Here is an 18,382-nt window from a genome sequence, read left to right as displayed (position 1 = left end):
CAGCACGGTCCCGTAGACACGGCCCCTGCGCATCGCGTACTCGTCGACGCCGACCACGCGGCACCCGTGGCTGGGGCTCCGGGAAAGCGTCGACCAGCCGCAGTACCGTAGTCCGCCTGACCATCGCCCCGAAGACGTCGGCCAGCCGGGCACCGACTCGACCGGCCAGGGCGAGGCCGACCTCGGCCGGTACCGACCGCATGCGTTCGGTCCGTTGGCTGGGCCGCTGGATCAGGCCCGCGACCTGCTCGACGAGCGTCCGCCGCCCGCAGGGGACGTCTTCACGCGTGAAGCGCCGGATACGAATCCCCGGCACCACCCGCCCTCCCGAGACGGGGAGGTCAGCGGGAAACAGGCTCGAAGATCCGCCTGATCACCAAGCGGACCGGTCTGCCCTTGTCTGTCGGCGTCTCCGGTGCCAGCGTCCACGACAACCAGGCGCTGATCCCGCTCGCGAAGGGCATACCGCCGATCCGATCCCGGCGAGGTCCCCGACGGCGCAGGTACTTGGCTGATGTCCCTTCAAGTTGCGGGAGTTATTGACCTCGGGTGCGGCGTCGGTAGTGGCAGCGTCTGGCGATGGCCTGGTGGCGCCTGCGCCAGTGGGACCAGTTCATCGCCTGGGCGGTGCGCCGGTGGTGTGTCGGCGAGGTAGTAGGCCATCTCGTCCGGGCGGACCAGGCTGCGGCGGGCCAGGACCCAGCGCTGGTGGGTGGGCTGATCACCGTCGAAGTCGTCGATGGCGGGCAGCCGGGCTGCGGCCCAGTCGTAGACGCGCGGCCCCTTCGCGCCGGCCCCGCAGGAGTGGCGTTCCCAGGCGTCCTCGAGGGCCGGTTTCCTCCAGCATGCGGCGCAGCCGCCACTCCTGGCCGTAGGCCGAGTCGGCGGTCACCCGGGCGATCGGCAGCGGCGAGGCCAGTGCCCGCTGATGATGGCCTTCACAAGGCCATATGACGAGGCGTCAGCCGAGTGCCCTCCAAAACAGGGCTCTGACCAGCAGCGATAGCGAACTGCGACTGGAGTTTCAGTACTACAGCCGTAGATCGTGATCTTCATGCTTGGGGGGCTTGACGCCGGTAGTGGCTGGTCTGGGATCGGGCCTGGTGGCGGCGACGCCAGACGGACCAGCGAAGTCGGTGGACAGGGGCAAAGACGGTCCGGTCGTCGAGCGTGATGAACAGTCGCTGGATCTCGTCACAAGTGAGCGGTATCAGCCCGTCGGGCGAGGGATGACCCTCGTGTTCGTTCGCGCGGAGGGCAGCGAGGAAGGCATGCGCGAGCAATGGCCAGGGTGACCCAGCGGGACCAGGACCGGTAGCGGCGGACCTGGTGCTCGTCCAGGGCCGCCAGGCCCTTGCCGGACTGGAAAGACTCCTCGACCCGCCACCTTGATCCAGCGACGCGCACCAGGGTGGTCAGCGGCACTGCGGCAGGCGAGTAGCAGCGGTAGTAGGCACGTTCGCCGGTGCTGCGGTTGCGGCGGATCAGCAGCTGCCGGCTCCCGGGCCGGGGATCGGTGAGGTCGATGACGGCCCAGTCGTAGAAGCGGTGGCCCTTGGCTCCGGCCCCTGCGGACAGCTTCTGCCAGGCCCTCTTGGGCACCTTCCTGGCCAACATGTCGGCGCAAACCTCCCGGCGCCTGTGGTGACTTCGTGCGAGCAGCCCACCGCGAGGACGTAGCCGGTGCCGCGTTCCTCCAGCGCGGTGCGCAACCTCGGGATGCCGCCGTACCTCGTCTCCCGCGCCCCAGGCGGCCCGATGGCCGGCGTCGAGGAATCGGGTGACCATGCGAGCGGCCATCTCCGGCTTGGTCGCGAACTCCGTATCGTCACCGAGGCCGGCGGCCCGGCAGCGGTCGGGATCGGAGGTCCAGGAACGCGGAACACAGAGTTCCCGGTCCACTGCGGCGTGCCCGCGGCGGCCGGCGTAGACCAGGTAGACGGCGACCTGGGCGTTCTCGATCCTGCCCGCGGTGCCGGTGTACTGCCGCTGGACTCCAACGGTGTCGGTGCCCTTCTTCACGTCGCCGGTCTCGTCGACCACCAGCACCGCCTCGTCGTCGTGCAGATGCTCCACCACATAGTCACCCACCTCGTCGCGGACCTGGTCGGCATCCCACTTCGCCCTCCCGAGCAGGTGCTGCATGCCGTCCGGGGTCCTGTCCCCGGCCCACTCGGCGATGGTCCAGCAGTTCTTGCGCGGCAGATCCGACAACAGGCCGAGTACCAACTTCCGGGCCCGGCGTCGGGATTCGACCGTGTGAAGCGTCCCGCTATCCGGCTCAGCATGCCCTCGAACGCCTCCTGCCAGCAGGCAGGGTCTACGCTGTGAACTGCAGCCACCGCGTGATCGTTTGTCTTCACACACCGATGATCAACGGTGGCCGCACCCGTCTCCACACCGCGTCAGGTCGCGCAGCGTCAGCCTGCCGTCCTGTGTATCGGAGGGCTTGTGCAGCGTGGCGAAGTCTGGTGGGTCCAGTTCGACGAGCGGAGGTTGGTCGTACTGCTGTCAGGAGACGACGCGTCCGGGTTCCAGGTGATGCAGGTCGTCGCTCCGGCGGGCCTCGACATCAGCGGTCTGGGCATCGAAGTGACGGTCGGCGCCGGTGAAGGGCTGCCGCTCGAAGGCGTGCTGCGGCTCGCGTTCCCGCGTCCAGGCTTCACCCCGTGCACGTGGCTGACCACCGTGTCCCGGGACGATCTGATAGAGCGGGCGGCCGTCCTGTCCTCCAGGAAGCTCAACGAGATCGACGATGCCCTCCGACTCGCTGAACGAGCACAGGAGCGGACCCCGGCAACGACCGCGAAGCTCAGCGAGATAAGGGACGCCCTCCGGCGCGGTGAACTCGGGTAGACGGAGAAGGAGCCGACGCCCGCGACGGCATGGGCGATCTCGGGCGAGATGATCCACGCTGGACACCTGCCGCCTCGACGCCCCTCACCATCGAGATCACGATCTACGGCTGGATTATTAGGCCAGGAGAATCTCGACAGTGATCGCCGCTGCCAGCACAACATAAACGGCGCACGCAGCATAACTCAGCACAGCCGTCGCTTTTGTTGAGCCGGTGAGTCGTGCATGAAAAAATCCCGCCAACACTCCAATGCACCCGTAAAGGATTACCTCCATCAGGACGTTGATTGCACCGAGAACGGTCATCTGCAGTTCGGGATTTTCTGCACTCCCTATGAACTGCGGGAGCACCGCGAGGTAAAAGATAATTATTTTCGGATTCGCCAGGCTGACCAACACTCCTCTCAGATACCACCTACCTGTCGCGATATCGCCGTGTCCGTTGATCGCACGACGGGCACTTCGCATTGTCACGTACGCCAACCACAGCAGATACGCTGCACCCAGTATTCTCACCGCATCAAGCACCGATGGGTGCGATCGGGCGATCTCCCCCATCCCGGCAACGACGGCGGCGGCATAGACACTCATACCTGTCCCTATACCGAGGATGGCTTTCAGCGCGGACAGGCGACCACCTTCAAGGCCGACTGCGAGCATGTAAGCCATATCAGGCCCGGGCGGAGCGAGAAAGAGCATAATCACAGCAATGTAGCTCGGCAGTACCGCTAAATCCACCATCGTCAACTACCTCCGGCTTTCGCGTGGCGTGCCAGGAGCCCCTCGGCGCCGACAGTGATCGATCGGCGCCGAGTCGCCCCAGTCGGTGGCCGGTAATCTGCTGCTGACCTTGGAGGATTCCATGACATCCCCGAGCCGACACAGAACCACCTATGGAGGTTCTAACATGTTTGCGCTTCGGGCGGCAACCGGCTAAGGTGGTTCCGTGGCTACTGTTTATTTCCCTGAGTTTCGCCTGGGTAAAGTACTGGCGACCAGCTTCACGGGAACCCTGTCAGAGCGTTACGGTGAAACACTGGAGCGAATTCCTGTACCCTCTCGGCTCGCAGACTGGCTGGCAGTCAATGGACTCGCGGTCGACTCCTGCACCCAGTCCCAGCTCGACCGGGCTCGAGAGCTAAGGGAATCGATTCATGCAGCTGCCACCGCCGTCGCAAACCAGAACCCGCTTCCTTCTTCAGCCGTCCAAGTCATCAATGACTGCAGCACTCAGGGTCTGGCCTCGGCGATCTTGACGTCCGAGGGTGGCCGGAAATGGCGGCTGAGCTCTTCTTCCGTAGAAGATGCGCTCAGCGTGATCGCTGCCGATGCGATCAGTCTCCTTGCGGGAGAGCGAGAGGGAAAAATCTCCTTGTGCGCATCGCCCACGTGCCGAGCCGCTTTCCTGGACACCAGCCGAGGCGGCACACGGAAATGGTGCGACATGAATACGTGTGGAAATCGCGAGAAGAAGGCACGCTTCCTCGCCAACAAGCGTAATAGCTCAAGCCTTGCCGACTGACCACTTCCATGCGCTCACCGGCTTCGTCGGTCCCCTCGTCCGCTGGCGCAGGCGCCACATGAGACGACCGCCAAGGCTTCGACAAGTCCGGGGCACCTGCCGGATCATCTCCACAACCCGCACCGCCTGCTGCGTGCGGGCCCACGCCGTACCGGCGTCCACAGGAGTCACACCCGATCACTAGCACGCCCGTCGAAATCCACCGCATTGCGCCGAATGTCGTATGGCGTGCGCGGACATGGCGCAGGTCTGTCGGGAGTTCGCGCAGCCGCGCCCACGACCAGCGAGGCTCCCCATCGGAACTCGCTTCCGGCTCGCACCCGGTCAAGGCTGTATCGGCGTCCCTCGTCCGCCCGGTTGGCCCCAGCCGGCAAGAAGACTGCTTCCCCTGCCGCAGCTAGCAGCTGTCCGCCGAGCTCGCCGTGCCACGAGCAGTGTCCCGATCACCATGCCAACGAAGACATGGACCGCAGTCATCAAGCGCGAAGTAGAACAGGGCGCCAACTGATCGCCAACGGGTAGGCGCTCCTCTGAACTGACCTCCCCCACCACCTGCCCAACTCCCAACCCGTGTGTGTTCGGTTCGCTGAACGCGGGGATGTTTCCTGTTCATCGTCGATCAGCCTTTCCCAGGTCCCCGCTCCCTGCGCGCGCGGGGATGGTCCCCCCCATCCTCCTGATTCTGAGTCAGGCCCCTCCTGCTCCCTGCACGCACGGGGATGGCCCGCGACCACTGGGACCCGGGCGTGGCTTTGGTCATGAGGGCGGGCAGCAGAGTTCACCGCTTCGGGAGGCACTGAAGCGTGTCGGTCGATTCGAGCAGCATGGGCTCCGCAGCGTCGAGAGCTGTTCCACCCATGGCTGCCTCCGCCGGTGGGGGACGGCAGCCAGGGAGGTGGGCAGGGGACAATGGGGATCATGGACTACGGCGTACAGGCACCAGCGCGGCTCGGACGAACCCGGCTGCTGGATGGTCGACTTCTGGGCTGGGCGGAATGGGGGCCGGCCGACGGCACCCCGGTGCTGCTGTGCCCGGGGGCGGCCACCAGCAGGTGGCTCGGTTTCGGCGGCGGCGTCGTCGACTCGGCCGGGATCCGGCTCATCAGCGTGGAGCGGCCCGGTCTCGGCGCCTCCGACCCGGCTCCCGGCCGGACCCTGACCAGCTGGGCCACCGACATCCGGCACCTCATCCAGGAGCGGGCCTTGCGAGCTCCGTCGGCGGTGGGGTTCTCGCAGGGGGCGCCGTTCGCCCTCGCCCTGGCGGCCAACGGCCTGGTGAACGCGGTCGCAGTGGTGTCCGGCAGCGACGAACTCGCCCATCCTCGCTTCGCCCACTCCCTGACCCCGCAGGTGAGGGAGATGGTGGACGCCGTCGCAGCCGATCCCGACGCGGCTGAGGCTTCCTTCGCCGGCTTCGGAAGCGCCGACACACTGTGGGATCTGATCATCACGACGAGCCCCGAGGCCGATCGCGCGGTCTACACCGACCCGGTCTTCCAGCACGCCTTCCGGCGTGCGATGGAGGAGGCATTCAGTCAGGGCCCAGCGGGCTATGCCCGCGACACCGTGCTGGCGATGGGCCGCTGGCCATTCGACCCCGCCAGCATCGCCGTCCCGGTCGACCTCTGGTACGGACAGCGGGACACCAGCCCGGTCCACTCTCCGGATCTGGGTGAATCGCTCGCCCGGATGATCCCGGCCGCGACCCGGCACCTGCTTCCCGCCGCTGCGGGATCCTTGCTCTGGACACACGCCGAGGCCGTTCTGCGCACCTTGCTGGCCCACCTCCGGTGACGATGGTGGAACCGAGCAGCCCCACCGCGACCAACCGGCGGGACCGGGAATCGAATGGCGCTCTGCGCCGACGCCTCCCGAAGTGTGAACATGTGACACGGCCATTCTGAGTGACGGTGCAGCGCTTCCGGGCGGCACCCGAAGTGGTCCTGCAAGGAGCCGTGGTCACGACGGTCGGGCCGACAGCTCGGCGCCGTGGAAGAGGTCCTGCTCCGGCTGAAGAAGCTGTACTCACCCATCGCCACACGACGAGTCCGGCCCTGCCGCTCACGCGGCAGGGCCAGAACCCAACATCTTCATCGGTCTTCTAGAGCAACGCCCGTATGACGTTCACCGTCCCCGCCTCCGGCACGGACAAGAGCCTGGACACCGCCCGCGCCAAGGTGGGCGGCGAGATCGCCCGCACGGACAGCAAGTGGTGTTCACCGCCGGCCTTCAATGGCGTCGTACTCGAAAGGGTTCAACATCAACCTCTTCGCCGACACCTCCCACCGGCTTGAGTTGTTCCTGCAGCGCCTCTCGCAGGCCCGGGACGACCTCGGGCGCGATGGCAGCGAGGGGCTGGGCGACCTGCCCCCAGGGTGCGTAGCGAGTCGTGAACAAGCGGTTCACGTGAGGCCCTTGATCCAGATCATGGAGGCGCGGAGATGAAGGCCGGCGAGGTAGCTCTCGGGGGTCTCGTAGAAGCGGGTGGCGATCTCCGAGGCCTCCATCGGCGCCCAGTTCGCCTCGGTCGCGGCGGGTACCCCGCCAGGCTTTCAACTCGTTGATCAGGCGCTCGACGGTGTTCCTTTCCCCGTCGAGGTCGGCATCGTGTTTCGGCGCTCACCACGCACAGGCGGCCGGTCGATCGACGCGTAGGTGGGATCAGCTGTGAGTGGTGGCCGGTGGGCCGGCGATGGCGGTGAGCCGGAGCTTGGTCTCGTCTTCACTGCCGGGCACGGCGGTCATGATGACGATCTTGAGCTCGGAGTCGCCGTCGGTCAGGACGTCGCAGTCCACCGTGACCGGGCCCACCGACGGGTGGTCGATCGTCTTGTGGTCCTCGCGGTGCGCGGCCACCTCTCCGGTCACCCACAGCTCGGCGAACCTTCTGTTGCCCGCGTTCAGATCATGGATCAGCGCGGCCAAGCGGCTGTCCTGGGGGAAGCGGCCGGTGGCGCGGCGCAGGTCGGAGACGACGGCGGCGTCAGTGGTGTCGCGGTCCGCCTCGGTCACTGGCCACAGCGCGAGGTGGGCGGGGCCGGCGTCCACCGGGAACCTGTCACGGGCGAAGTTGCGCAGCCGCGGTGGCGAGGCGGAGGGATCGCCCAGAAGGGCGGCCCACCCGCGGTTCCACCACACCAGTTGCCAGTCCGCCGCGAACACGGCCACCGCCACGTCCCCGAGGCGGGCGAGCACCCGTTGCACCCCGGGTGGGAGATGGTCAGAGATCGCACCGTCCGCCGGCGGTACGAGCTGGGCAAGCCGGTGCAGGTGGTCCCGCTCGGCGGTGGACAGTTGCAGGGCGCGGGCCAGGGACGCCACCACCGACGCTGAGGGTGTCGTGGCCCGCCCCTGTTCGAGGCGCACGACGTAGTCGACCGATATCCCGGCCAGGTCAGCCAGTTCTTCGCGTCGCAACCCGGCAGCCCGGCGCCCGCGGGCCGTCGGCAGCCCGGCGGCCGATGGGGGCAGCCGTTCCCGCCACGTGCGGAGCATCGCGCCCAGTCCGGTTCCGGGTGTCGTCGACATGAACCCCATCCTCCTGCATCCCTGGTCGTGCTGGGGGGCGCGAGGGTGGTACTGGTCTTCCTACCGTCGAAGCGTCCCTGGTCCGCCTCCCTCATCGGCTTCAGAGTCGAACGCATGACCATCACCTTCATCACCGGAGCCAACAAAGGACTCGGCCGCGAGACCGCCCGCCGCCTGATCGAGTGCGGCCACACCGTGCTCGTCGGAGCGCGCAACCGCGAGCAGGGCGAGGAAGCCGCCGCTGCGCTCGGCGCACGCCATGTCCCCATCGACGTGACCGACGACGCGTCCGTGGCCGCCGCGGCCGCGAACGTCGCCGAACACGAGGGCAGGATCGACGTCCTGATCAACAACGCTGGTGTGCACGGTCCCGTCGGTGACCCCAGCGACCTCACCGCCGCCGACGCCCTCGCCGTCCTCGACGTCAACGTCATCGGCGTCATCCGCACCACCACCGCGTTCTTGCCGCTGCTGCGCCGCTCGGACGACCCTGTGATCGTCAACGTCAGCAGCGGCATGGGCTCCCTCGCCCTCACCCACGACCTCGGCCGACCCGAGTCGCACGTCGTCGCGCCGCTGTACACCTCCTCGAAGGCAGCGCTGACGATGTTGACCACGCAGTACGCCAAGGGGCTCAAGGGCATCCGCGTCAACGCTGCCGACCCCGGCTACACCGCGACCGACCTCAACGGTCACAGCGGCCCCCAAACCGTCACCGAGGGCACGGACGCGATCGTCCACCTCGCCACCGAGGAGCCCGGTGCCGGCAGCGGACGCTTCGTCTCCCGCCACGGTGAGATCGCCTGGTCCTGACACCGGCCGCGCCGGATCTGCCATTGAAGGCGACGGACATCGGGAAGTCATTGCGGTATTGGGGTGCCCCAAGGCGCAGCTTCCGTCCTGATCGATCTGCGGTTCGCCCTCCCGGCGGGGCCGGACCGGTAGATCTTCTTGCATGCCCCGGGCGCAACTGACGGAGGAAGAGCGGAAGTTCGTCGGGCCGTACCTGCCGATCGGCAGGTACGGCCCGTATCCCGAGCGGTCCGCGACGTCGAGGACGTCCGCGAGTGGCTCCGCGGCCGGCCGCCCCCGCGACGTCCTCGACATCCACGGCTTCCATCCTCATGCCCAGATGGTCGTCACGAGAGCAATGCCGAGCACTTCGTTGCTGTTCCTGCGATTGCCGCAGCCGTCATCTGCTGTCGCTACCTTGCCGACTGATCAGCGGGTGCGAACTCGTTCCCTTCGTCGGGCAGGGACGGACAAGGGGGCCGGGCCGGTAGCCGGGGTGGTGCGGCGGGCGAGGTCGGGCAGGACGGTGGCCAGGCCGACCAGCGCCAAGACAGCGCCGAGCCAGAGCGGAGCGCGCAGGCCCCAGGTTTCGATCACAACGGCGCCGATGGAGGAGCCGAGGATGATGCCGAGGGTGATGAAGGAGGAGTGCACGGTGTTGACCAGGGGGCCTGCGTTGCCGGTTCGCTGGACGCGGGTGACCATGGCCGGGTTCATGGTGACGCCGACCAGGCCGATGCCCATCATGCAGGTGACGGCCGGGGCGGGTACGTCGGCGAAGAGGGCGAAGCCGGTCAGGAACAGCGCGTTGAGGACGAGGCCGACGACAAGGACGGGGACGGTGTGCCCGTCGGCGAAACGGCCGACGACGTTGTTGCCGATGACGGTGGCGGCACCGTAGGCGACGAGAAGCAGGGGAACGGTGCCGGTGGAGAAGCCGGTGACGTCGGTGAGGATGGGGTTGAAGTAGCTGAAGGCGGAGAAGGTGGCGCCGATGATCAGTGTGCTGCTGGACAGCACCAGCCACATCTTGGGTTTCCTGAAGACGCCGGCCTCCTGGCGCAAGCCGCCGCTGCTCTCCGCGCGTTCGATGCGGGGCACGCCGAACAGCGTGGTCCCGGCCGCCACCACGGTGATCAGGGTGATGGTCCAGAACGCGGCACGCCAGCCGAAACGCTCGCCGACCAGCGTGGAGATGGGCAGTCCGAGCAGGGTGCCGAGCATGAGGCCGTTCATCGCGACGGCGATCGCGCGGCCCCGGATCTCGGGGCGGGTGATCTGGGCGCACATCGAGATGGCCACGCCGAAGAACGCCTGGGAGGCGATGCCGGTGATGATCCGCGCGGCCATCATCGTGCCGTAGCCGGTCGCGGTGGCGGCGAGTACGTTTCCGGCGAGGAAGATGCCGAACAGCGCCATCAGCGCCGTACGCGGTGGGAACTTCATCAGGGCCACGGTCAGGAACGGGCCCCCGACGGCCATGGCCACTGCGAACGCGGTGATGAGGTAGCCGATCTGAGGGATGGTCGCGTTCAGTCCGTCGGCCATCTGCGGCATCAGGCCGGCGACCACGAACTCACTGGTCACCATGGCGAAGATGCCGAGTGCCAGGACGTATACGGCACGAGGCACGGTTCGATCTCCTTCCGGTTTTGCATTGAACGGTCCAAAACTTGGACAGGCGGGGACGCGACCCCCGGCGGCGTACGCCGTCAGCCGGTGAGTGCGTCCATGGTGACTTCGGCGATCGACTCCAGCGCGGCCCGGTCGGCACCACCCTGGCTGGAGATGCGCATGCCGCCGATCGCCGCGTTGACGAAGCGGGCAAGCGATCCGGCGTCGCGGGGGGAGGTGATGCTGCCCTCCCGCTGCCCCTCCTCGAGCACCGCGCGCAGTGCCGTCAGCCGACGCCGAGTGTCACGGTCCAGCATTTCCGCTGCCCGGGGATCCCGGGCGGCCAGCTCGACCGTGGTGTTCACGGTCAGACAGCCGAGGCCACGCCCGTCCGTCCGATGTTCCGTCTTTGTCTCACCGTCGACGACCATGGCGAACAGGGTGCGCAGCCGGTCAGCGGCGCTGTGCCGGGTGTCCTCAAGGACGGCCAGCTGTGCGGTCGTCATGGAGTCGATGTAGCGGGCCAGCACGCGCTCGAAGAGGTCGTGCTTGCTCTTGAACGTGTTGTAAATGCTGCTGCGCCCCAGTCCGGTGGCGTCACACAAGTCCTGGGTGGAGGTGGCCTCGTAGCCCTTCTTCCAGAACGTGCGCATCGCCGCATCCAGGGCACCTTCCTCGTCGAACGTCCTCGGTCGGGCCATGGCGTGACCTTAGCCGTTTTGGACCATCCGTTGCAATACCCCTCTGGATGCGCCCCCCACCGGGCCTTACGGCGTGGCCGGTGCCGGAGGAACACATCTGGCCATCGGCCCAGGGCTGTCCGTGACAACCACACCGACTGCCCCATACCAGCAGAACGCAGCAAGAAGCCCGTAGACCGAAATAACGCCGCAGTCGCCGACCTGCTCCGCGTCACCGGCCATCTCCGGCTTCCACGCGCCCCTGGCGATGGACTCCGAATAGGGTCAGTGCGGCTGCCCGAAGACGGACTCACCGCCGTGTAGCACGAAGAGGTTGCCGTGGAACACCAGCCGGTCCGGATGCCGCTTGCGCCCGGGGTGCCGGACCCGACGCTCCACCTTCGGCAACAGCGGCTCGGTCACCGCCCACAGCTCGTCTTCGACGTCCCACGGCTTCGGCCGCGCCACCCGGCACCCCCGGGTCACCAGTCTCGCAGCGATCCAACCACCTCGAAGATCATGACGTGGAGAGTTCCAAGGCCATCGGACAATAGACACCGAGAGCCGAAAACGCCCTCCCCTCGCCTGCGCCTTGAGCAACGATGATGAGATGACGATTAGGCGCGTGGTGTTGGTCGTGACGTGCGTGGTGGTCGCTGTCCTGGGGTGGGTGTTCGCCGTCTCCCAGTGGGAGACGGCAAGCCGGATCGCGACAGTGGCGTCCGCTCTCGCAGGTGTGGCAGCGGTCGGCATTGGCACCTGGGCAGCGCTCCCTGGCGCCGGCCGATCAGGCATCGTCGTGCGCGACACCGGTGCAGCCAGGGCAGCAGGCACGGGCAAGGCACTCACGGGTTACCACGGAAGTGGCACGGCAGCCGCCGTAACCGTGGAGCGGACTGGCGCTGCTGAGGCCACGGGAGACGGCGACGCCATCAGCGGGTACAGCGAGAAGTAGCCCAGGGCATCAGGAGGGGGCGGCATGGCGGGATGGCGGCGTGTCGAGGTCCGGGACACGGGGTCTGCGACTTCCGGGCCGGCAGGGGTGTCGATCAGCGGATACAACAGCGGCGACATCACCACCGTCCAGGCCACTGTGCAGGTGGACGTGCACGGCCGGGAGCCGGTCCCGTGGCCGCACCAGGTCGGCGTCCTCCCTCGCGAAGCGGCAGTCTTCCAGAAACGAGACGAGGCACAACAGCTGAGGGCCGCGGTGTCAGGCGGCGGCACGGCGGTGCTGTGCCAGGTGCTGCGGGGCACCGGCGGCGTCGGCAAGACCCAGCTCGCCGCCCACTACGCCCGGCAGGCATGGAAGGCGGGCGAGCTGGACGTGCTGGTCTGGGCCGACGCCAGCAGCAGGTCCGCCCTCATCTCCGCCTACGCGCAGGCCTCCGAGGAGCTCCTTGCCGCCCAACCCGGTGATCCCGAGCGATCCGCCCAGGCATTCCTGAGATGGCTGGAGCCCCGGCCGCCAGGTCACGAACCGGCCTGCCGGTGGCTGGTCGTCCTGGACGATGTCGCCGACCCCGGCGACGTGAGAGGACTGTGGCCCCCGAACAATCCGCACGGCCGCACGGTGGTCACCACCCGCCGACGTGACGTCGCCGTGCCGGGGCAGCGGATTGATCTGGGAATGTTCACTCCCGAGGAGGCCGCCGCCTACCTGAGCGCGTTCCTGGCCGAGTACGGGCGGCACGACGACCGAGGCCAGATCGACGCACTGGCCCGCGACCTCGGTTACCTGCCGCTGGCCCTGTCGCAGGCCGCTGCCTACATCACCGACGTCGGTATCCCCATCGACTGCCCCGCATGCACACACGAGCAGTGCCCCAGCTACCGCCACCGACTTGCCAACCGCACCACCACCCTCGCCAGCCTGCTACCCGAACCCGCCACGCTGCCGGACGACCAGACCACCACCGTCGCAGCTGCATGGTCACTGTCCATCGAACGCGCCGATGCCCTCCGCCCCGCCGGTCTGGCCCGCCCGGCGCTCCAGCTCGCCGCCGTGCTCGACCCCAACGGCATCCCCCAGGACGTGATGAACTGCCGGCCCGCCCGGGACTACCTCACCCAGCACCGCACCCACACCATCCCAGAGCACGATCCGCACGGCGACGTCACCGAACAGGACGCCTGGGACGCCCTGCGGGTGCTGCACCGCCTGAACCTCATCACCCACGACCCCGACACCCCACGCCTGGCGGTACGCACCCACCAGCTCGTCCAACGCGCCACCCGCGACACCCTCACTCCCGACCAGCACGACCAGACCGCCCGCGCCGCCGCCGACGCCCTCATCCACGCCTGGCCCGACATCGAGCGCGACACCACCCTCGCCCAAGCCCTGCGCGCCAACACCAACGCGCTCACCAGCCACGCCGAGCAGGCGTTGTACGACAGTGACGGAGCGCATGAAGTGCTCTTCCGCGCTGGCCGAAGCCTCGCCGAAGCCGGCCAGGTGGCAGCCGCAGCCAACTACTTCGCGTACCTGGTGAAAGCAACTGCCCATCACCTTGGCCTCGACCACCGCAGCACCCTGGATGCCCGTCGTCACGCTGCCCGGTGGCAGGGTGAAGCAGGGGACGCAGCCGGAGCCGCAGCCGCGTTCGACCAGCTGCAGCAAGACACGCTGCGACTCCTCGGTGCCGACCACAGCGACACCGTGACAACGCGGGCGCATCTGGCTCGGTGGCTGGGCGAGACAGGAGATGCGGTGGCGGCTGCGGCCGAGTGCGAGCGGCTGCTCCCGGACGCGCTACGTGTACTGGGCGCTGACCACCCAGACACGTTGACGTTGCGAGCCAACCTGGGGCGGTGGCGCGGCACTGCGGGAGATGCAGCCGGAGCCGCAGCCGCCTTCGCAGACCTGCTGGCCGACCGCCGGCGAGTGCTGGGCCCCGACCACCCGCACACACTCAGTGCTTGGGCCAGACAGATTCGGTGGACGGCAGAGGCGGGAGACCTCGTGGCCGCTATCTCAGCGTCCGCCCAATTGTTGCCGGAAGCGCTGAGAGTGCTGGGTCCTGACCATCCAGAGACCCTGTCGATACGGGCTAACATCGCGCGGTTTCACGCCCGTACAGGAAATACCACTGAAGCGGCAGCCGCCCTGACGGAGCTGCTGGCTGATCGCCGAAGGGTGCTCGGCCCTGACCACCAGCACACGCTGCGTGTTGGGCGCGACCTCGCCCTTCTACGCGCTCGGGCAGGCGATGCGGCGGAGGCTGTGGTCGACTTCCAGCATGTCCTAGCCGATCAGGAGCGAGTACTGGGCCCCGACCATCCGGATACCTTGGACACGCTCGCCGACATGGCCGAGTGGCAGGCCCAAGCAGGGAATGTGCAGGGAGCCGTGGCCACTTATACAGATTTGTCAGACCGCTTACTCCGGCTACGCGGGGCAGAAAGTGCTTCTACCCTCTGGGCTCGGGAGCGTCTCGCCCACTGGCGCGAGGCGGGCGGCTCGGCTGATCATCAGCCGACCGAGCAATGAGCAAGATCGGTAAGCCGCGGCGGGATCGGCGCCGGGCGACATCGGATCCCGAGAACTCCCTGGTTTCGCCCGACTCCTCGGCAAGCACGCGGGCTGCGTGTACAAAGCGTGCGTCACCGCCGTCTGACCGGGCGTCGAAGACGGCAGTCACCCCGGCGGCCCGGCAACGATGAACGGCTGACGTCAGCGCGGCGTGCCGACCCGTGTGCGGACGCCTGCCAGGGTCAGGCGACTCCGCAGCAGGGCGGGTCGGCGACCGGTACATGGTCTTCGGCATCCCCGAAGACCTTCCCGAGCTCACCTTCGACACCGCCCTGCAGCAACTGGCCGACGGCTGCCAGGCACCGAAGCAGACCAACTCCTCCTGCGCCTGCGCGACGACACCCAGCGCATCACCCGCCGCATCCACTGACACCTACGCCGAGCGTCCGCCGGTGGAGGCCGCCTTCTTCGTCGCCTTCGCCCGCACCTGCGGCTGCCACCGCTTACGCGGTGAGGTCGACCTCGAATCCAGCTCCAGCCGGCCGACGCTCCCCGACATCCGGCACCGCCTCGTCGGCCGCGACCAGCTCATTGCCGCCGTCCTCCCCGGCCACCCACTCACCGAAGGCCCACTCGGCCTCGAGTGCTACGCGGCCGCCGAACACCTCACCATCTCGCGGCGCGGACGCCTGCGCGACCCGGTCGACGAGGCCCTGACCACGTGCGGGCACGAACGCCGCGTCGTCGCCGCAGCGCCCATCGTCGCCTTCGCGCTGCGACTCGCCCCCGACACCGACCTGGTGCTCACCCTGCCCGACGCGGCCACTCGCGCGGCCCGGGAGCGACTCGGCCTGATCACACTCCCCCTGCCACTCCAGATGCCCGCCATTGCGCTGTACCTGCTGTGGCACCAGCGCTACGACGCCGACCGCGCCCACACCTGGCTGCGCGACCTGGCCACCGAAGCCGTCCGGACCCTGTTCGCACCACCGACCACGTCCCCACTTCCCTCACCTTTCGAACCGGGCAGTGAGGGGTAAGCCCGGAATCAGGCCCGTTGAGGGGTGACTCCCGTTCTCGGGTTCTGGCTCGACTTCTGCGGTGCGTGCACGCTGAGCAATCAGATGGGGAGGAGGATCCCGGCTGGTCAGGCTCCGCGCCATGAGTGGACCGGTGTGGGTGATCGAGTTGGCGGAGGCCGTCCCTGCGCGGCGATTCAGCGGCTCCGCGGCTTTCCGGGATCCGCGAGGAGCGCACGCGCACGCGCGCCGATATGAGCGATCCGCGCAGCGTGATCACGCCTGACGTGCTGGAGACCATGGGCTACGCAGCCAACTCATCGACCCCTCCGGCGAGGGCCCGGTGCGGCCAGGCGAGGAGCCCCAGTGAGCGGCTGCCACGACGCCACACCGCGATCTCAGTGGCGTTATCGCGAAGAGGACGGCTGGACCTGGAGCAACACCCCACCATCGAAGGCCTGTGCACAGGCTGCTGCCCCAGCAAGGCCCTTCGCGCCTGCTCCCGCTGCGGCGGCCGACTCCACCGCGAGAGCACCATCAGCGACAAACACGTCGGCGAGGCCCTGTTCTGTCAGCAGGAACGCACGGACGGCCAGGGCCGGCCTGCGCGGACGCGGTCGGCGCCGTCACCGAGATCGCGGTGAAAGTGACGGCGATGCGGCAGCAGAACCGGGAGCGCATGGACCGGTGGATCGGCCGTGCCATGGGCTCGGCTCAGGGGCAGGGCATGCTCATGTAGAGGGCCTGCTCGCCCCCTGATGCGGTGCCGTCGTAGAGGGTGGTGTCGAGTCCGCAGAAGGCGAAGCCCATCCGCCGGTATGCGTGGATCGCCGGCGCGTTGATGTTGGTGACCTCCAGCCAGAGGTGACCGGCACCCCGCTCGCGGGCGACCTCCACCGCGAGTCCCATCAGTGCGCGACCGACTCCCCGGCCCCGGTGCTCTGGGGCCACCTCGATGTCCTCGATGGTCAGCCGGCGGTTCCAGCCGGAGTACGAAACGGTGACGAACCCGGCCAGATCGCTGACGTCCCCGTGCGCGACGAAAGTACGGGAGTCCTCGTCGGCGCCGTCCGGCTCGTCCTCGGGGAACACCTTGGTCACGGGCGGTTCCACCGGAATCTCCCGCAGCACGAACCCGTCCTCGGTGACGGTCACCTGGAAGACGGTGTCAGTGGTGAAGGAGCCGTCCAAGGCCTGGATGGCTTCGGTGTCCTCGGGGGCGGCGATGCGGTACCGGTAAGCCGTCCCGCCAACAGCGGTCATGGCAGGAGACTACGACCGCTCGGACCGCGGCAGGACACATTTCGGCCGGTCATACCCGCGCTCCGTTCCAAGGCCCCAGGCCGCCGGGATCGTCCGGGTCCGTCCGCGCCCGCGGCGCTGCCCCGGCTCTGGGCAGGCCGCCGTGTGGGAGAGCCTGTGCAGGGGAGGACGCCACGTCAGGCGGGTCTTCCCGGTCTTCTTCCCCGTTGTCCGCCGGGTGAGTACCGGCCGCTCCCCGTGCAGGGCGACGTGCAGTGGTTGCCCTGGCCGGACGGCGCTCTTCCGTGCTGATCGGCGGGCCACGGACCCGGGTGCCACGCCGGACAGGCGTCAGCTCTTCGGCAACCAGGCCGGAGCGCGGGGGTCTGTTCAGGTCGGCTTGAGTTCGCCGGTGACGGAAATGTCGGGGGCGTCTGCGTTGGTGACGATGGCGAGGCTGGGGCCCTTCGGACCGGGATGCCACTGACCCCCGGCCAGACGGAGGAGCGCGATGTTAGGAGTGGGTCCCCGCTTCCAGTCGAGGGTGCCCGCGATCGTGGGGAGGGCGGTGCCGGCGAGGGCCTGGGCGATGGCGGCGCGGTCGGTGGGGTCGTCGGCGGTGCTGAGGGTGTGGTGGGCGGTTTCCACGAGTGCGTGGGCCAGGCCGAGTGGCTGCAGCCAGGATTCGCCGGTGTCGCGTTGGTAGGCGTGGGCGAGATCGGCGCAGGTGGTGCCGTCGAGACTGGAGCGGTAGGGATGGCTGGGGCTCCAGTAGACCAGCGTGGCGACGCGGGCGTCGGCGAGTTCCGCGTGGATGCCCGGGACTGTGGTGGTGTGGGTGTGGGGGTAGGTCAGCCACCGCGAGCAGGTGATCAGTCGGGGGCGTAGTCCGGCCTGGCGGGCCTGGTGGTGGAAGAGGGCCAGGTCCGCGGCGGTGGCGGCGCTGGTCACAATGCCGGCGCCGTGCTCCCGCATCAGGCCGATCTGTGTCTGGAAGTCGGTCGCGGGTTCGCGGTAGGGGCCGAGGTCGACCAGGTTATGTCCGCGCGCGGACGTCACCGGGGCGAAGCCGTACTCCTCGTGGCGCAGCAGGCTGCCCTGCAGGTCGTCGTTCCACAGACAGCCGACGGCGTGGGGGCCGTCGATCTGCTCCCACATGCGGGCGAAGACGGTGGCGATGTCGTCCAGTCCCCAGGCGAAGTGGTAGGTCCACCGGAAGCAGTGCCGAAGGCCAACGCCGCGGGAGTGCACATAGGCCTGCCACGGGAAGGTGGTCGACAGGCACGGAACCCGCAGTTCCTCGCAGGCGTCCGCGACAGCGGGCAGCACCTGGGTTCCGGCCATGGTCAGGACGATATGGGCCTGCTCGGTGGTGACCAGGTCGTGGACGGCCTGCCGGGCCGCTGCCGGATCGGAGCAGCTGTCGCGAAGGGCGACCGACACGTCATAACGGCGGCTGCCGTTCCGGATGTGTTCCAGCTGCGGTGCCAACGCCTTCAGGACGTACGTCAGCGGCTTGCCCAGCGGAGCCAGACGCCCCGTCAACGGCGCCACCACGCCAATCGTCAACTGGGCCGGGGTTACGTTCACTTGTGATTTCGCCTTCTCGTCGCTCTCCGGGAGGAGCCGGTGAACCGTGACGGTGGACGACGCC

14 protein-coding genes and 3 pseudogenes are annotated in these 18,382 nt (G+C 68.3%); 8 read left to right on the top strand and 9 right to left on the bottom strand.

Translation table 11 applies throughout. The features are described 5' to 3' along the window. Nucleotides 1-351 precede the first annotated feature (351 nt). A pseudogene (locus tag ACIBBD_RS27870) lies at nucleotides 352-504 on the top strand (IS5/IS1182 family transposase); the annotation flags it as partial. 690 nt (nucleotides 505-1,194) lie between these two features. Here the strand turns inward: ACIBBD_RS27870 and ACIBBD_RS27865 are convergent. Beyond that, nucleotides 1,195-2,214 (bottom strand): IS701 family transposase, encoded by a 1,020-nt coding sequence (locus tag ACIBBD_RS27865; RefSeq protein ID WP_399422328.1) that lies wholly within the window; start codon nucleotides 2,212-2,214, stop codon nucleotides 1,195-1,197. 237 nt (nucleotides 2,215-2,451) lie between these two features. Between ACIBBD_RS27865 and ACIBBD_RS27860 the strand changes: the two genes are divergently transcribed. Then, on the top strand, nucleotides 2,452-2,856 hold the full coding sequence (locus tag ACIBBD_RS27860) for a type II toxin-antitoxin system PemK/MazF family toxin (protein WP_399422430.1): 405 nt from the start codon (nucleotides 2,452-2,454) through the stop codon (nucleotides 2,854-2,856). 117 nt (nucleotides 2,857-2,973) lie between these two features. Here ACIBBD_RS27860 and ACIBBD_RS27855 read toward each other — a convergent pair whose 3' ends face one another. Beyond that, nucleotides 2,974-3,597 (bottom strand): LysE family translocator, encoded by a 624-nt coding sequence (locus ACIBBD_RS27855; RefSeq protein WP_399422327.1) that lies wholly within the window; start codon nucleotides 3,595-3,597, stop codon nucleotides 2,974-2,976. Nucleotides 3,598-3,802: 205 nt separating this feature from the next. Between ACIBBD_RS27855 and ACIBBD_RS27850 the strand changes: the two genes are divergently transcribed. Both ACIBBD_RS27850 and ACIBBD_RS27845 read left to right on the top strand, forming a co-directional pair. Continuing rightward, the gene (locus ACIBBD_RS27850; RefSeq protein ID WP_399422325.1) at nucleotides 3,803-4,378 is read left to right on the top strand and encodes a CGNR zinc finger domain-containing protein; all 576 of its coding nucleotides are present in this window, start codon (nucleotides 3,803-3,805) and stop codon (nucleotides 4,376-4,378) included. 918 nt (nucleotides 4,379-5,296) lie between these two features. Beyond that, complete coding sequence (locus ACIBBD_RS27845; RefSeq protein WP_399422324.1) at nucleotides 5,297-6,172, top strand: alpha/beta fold hydrolase; 876 nt, start codon at nucleotides 5,297-5,299, stop codon at nucleotides 6,170-6,172. 608 nt (nucleotides 6,173-6,780) lie between these two features. On the opposite strand, the pseudogene ACIBBD_RS27840 reads toward ACIBBD_RS27845, so the two are convergent. Beyond that, nucleotides 6,781-6,988, bottom strand: a pseudogene (locus tag ACIBBD_RS27840) (hypothetical protein); the annotation flags it as partial. A 51-nt stretch (nucleotides 6,989-7,039) separates the two neighbouring features. Further along, nucleotides 7,040-7,906, bottom strand: a complete 867-nt coding sequence (locus ACIBBD_RS27835) for a helix-turn-helix transcriptional regulator (protein WP_399422323.1) — start codon at nucleotides 7,904-7,906, stop codon at nucleotides 7,040-7,042. Nucleotides 7,907-8,020: 114 nt separating this feature from the next. Here ACIBBD_RS27835 and ACIBBD_RS27830 point away from each other — a divergent pair, with 114 nt between their 5' ends. Next, on the top strand, nucleotides 8,021-8,719 hold the full coding sequence (locus ACIBBD_RS27830) for an SDR family NAD(P)-dependent oxidoreductase (protein WP_399422322.1): 699 nt from the start codon (nucleotides 8,021-8,023) through the stop codon (nucleotides 8,717-8,719). 408 nt (nucleotides 8,720-9,127) lie between these two features. Here ACIBBD_RS27830 and ACIBBD_RS27825 read toward each other — a convergent pair whose 3' ends face one another. The 3 genes and pseudogenes from ACIBBD_RS27825 to ACIBBD_RS27815 all read right to left on the bottom strand — a co-directional run. Next, complete coding sequence (locus ACIBBD_RS27825) at nucleotides 9,128-10,330, bottom strand: MFS transporter (protein WP_399422321.1); 1,203 nt, start codon at nucleotides 10,328-10,330, stop codon at nucleotides 9,128-9,130. Nucleotides 10,331-10,410: 80 nt separating this feature from the next. Then, on the bottom strand, nucleotides 10,411-11,013 hold the full coding sequence (locus ACIBBD_RS27820) for a TetR/AcrR family transcriptional regulator (RefSeq protein WP_399422320.1): 603 nt from the start codon (nucleotides 11,011-11,013) through the stop codon (nucleotides 10,411-10,413). 291 nt (nucleotides 11,014-11,304) lie between these two features. After that, nucleotides 11,305-11,460: pseudogene (locus tag ACIBBD_RS27815) on the bottom strand (IS5/IS1182 family transposase); the annotation flags it as partial. A gap of 124 nt (nucleotides 11,461-11,584) precedes the next feature. Between ACIBBD_RS27815 and ACIBBD_RS27810 the strand changes: the two are divergent. The 3 genes from ACIBBD_RS27810 to ACIBBD_RS27800 all read left to right on the top strand — a co-directional run bounded on the left by ACIBBD_RS27810 (nucleotide 11,585) and on the right by ACIBBD_RS27800 (nucleotide 15,507). Next, nucleotides 11,585-11,947 carry a hypothetical protein gene (locus ACIBBD_RS27810; protein WP_399422319.1) on the top strand — a complete coding sequence of 121 codons (363 nt, stop codon included), beginning with the start codon at nucleotides 11,585-11,587 and terminating at the stop codon, nucleotides 11,945-11,947. Between the two features lie 24 nt (nucleotides 11,948-11,971). Next, nucleotides 11,972-14,485, top strand: a complete 2,514-nt coding sequence (locus tag ACIBBD_RS27805) for a tetratricopeptide repeat protein (protein ID WP_399422318.1) — start codon at nucleotides 11,972-11,974, stop codon at nucleotides 14,483-14,485. 263 nt (nucleotides 14,486-14,748) lie between these two features. Then, entirely contained in the window at nucleotides 14,749-15,507 is a 759-nt protein-coding gene (locus ACIBBD_RS27800; RefSeq protein WP_399422317.1) for a LysR substrate-binding domain-containing protein, read from the top strand. 693 nt (nucleotides 15,508-16,200) lie between these two features. Here ACIBBD_RS27800 and ACIBBD_RS27795 read toward each other — a convergent pair. Together ACIBBD_RS27795 and ACIBBD_RS27790 are read right to left on the bottom strand one after the other, a co-directional pair. Continuing rightward, complete coding sequence (locus tag ACIBBD_RS27795) at nucleotides 16,201-16,749, bottom strand: GNAT family N-acetyltransferase (RefSeq protein WP_399422316.1); 549 nt, start codon at nucleotides 16,747-16,749, stop codon at nucleotides 16,201-16,203. Between the two features lie 369 nt (nucleotides 16,750-17,118). Then, nucleotides 17,119-18,318, bottom strand: a complete 1,200-nt coding sequence (locus ACIBBD_RS27790; protein ID WP_399422315.1) for an ABC transporter substrate-binding protein — start codon at nucleotides 18,316-18,318, stop codon at nucleotides 17,119-17,121. Nucleotides 18,319-18,382 lie beyond the last annotated feature (64 nt).

This window comes from Streptomyces sp. NPDC051315, from assembly GCF_044455165.1.
GTDB lineage: Bacteria > Actinomycetota > Actinomycetes > Streptomycetales > Streptomycetaceae > Streptomyces.
This window is presented reverse-complemented; position numbering and strand designations above follow the sequence as displayed.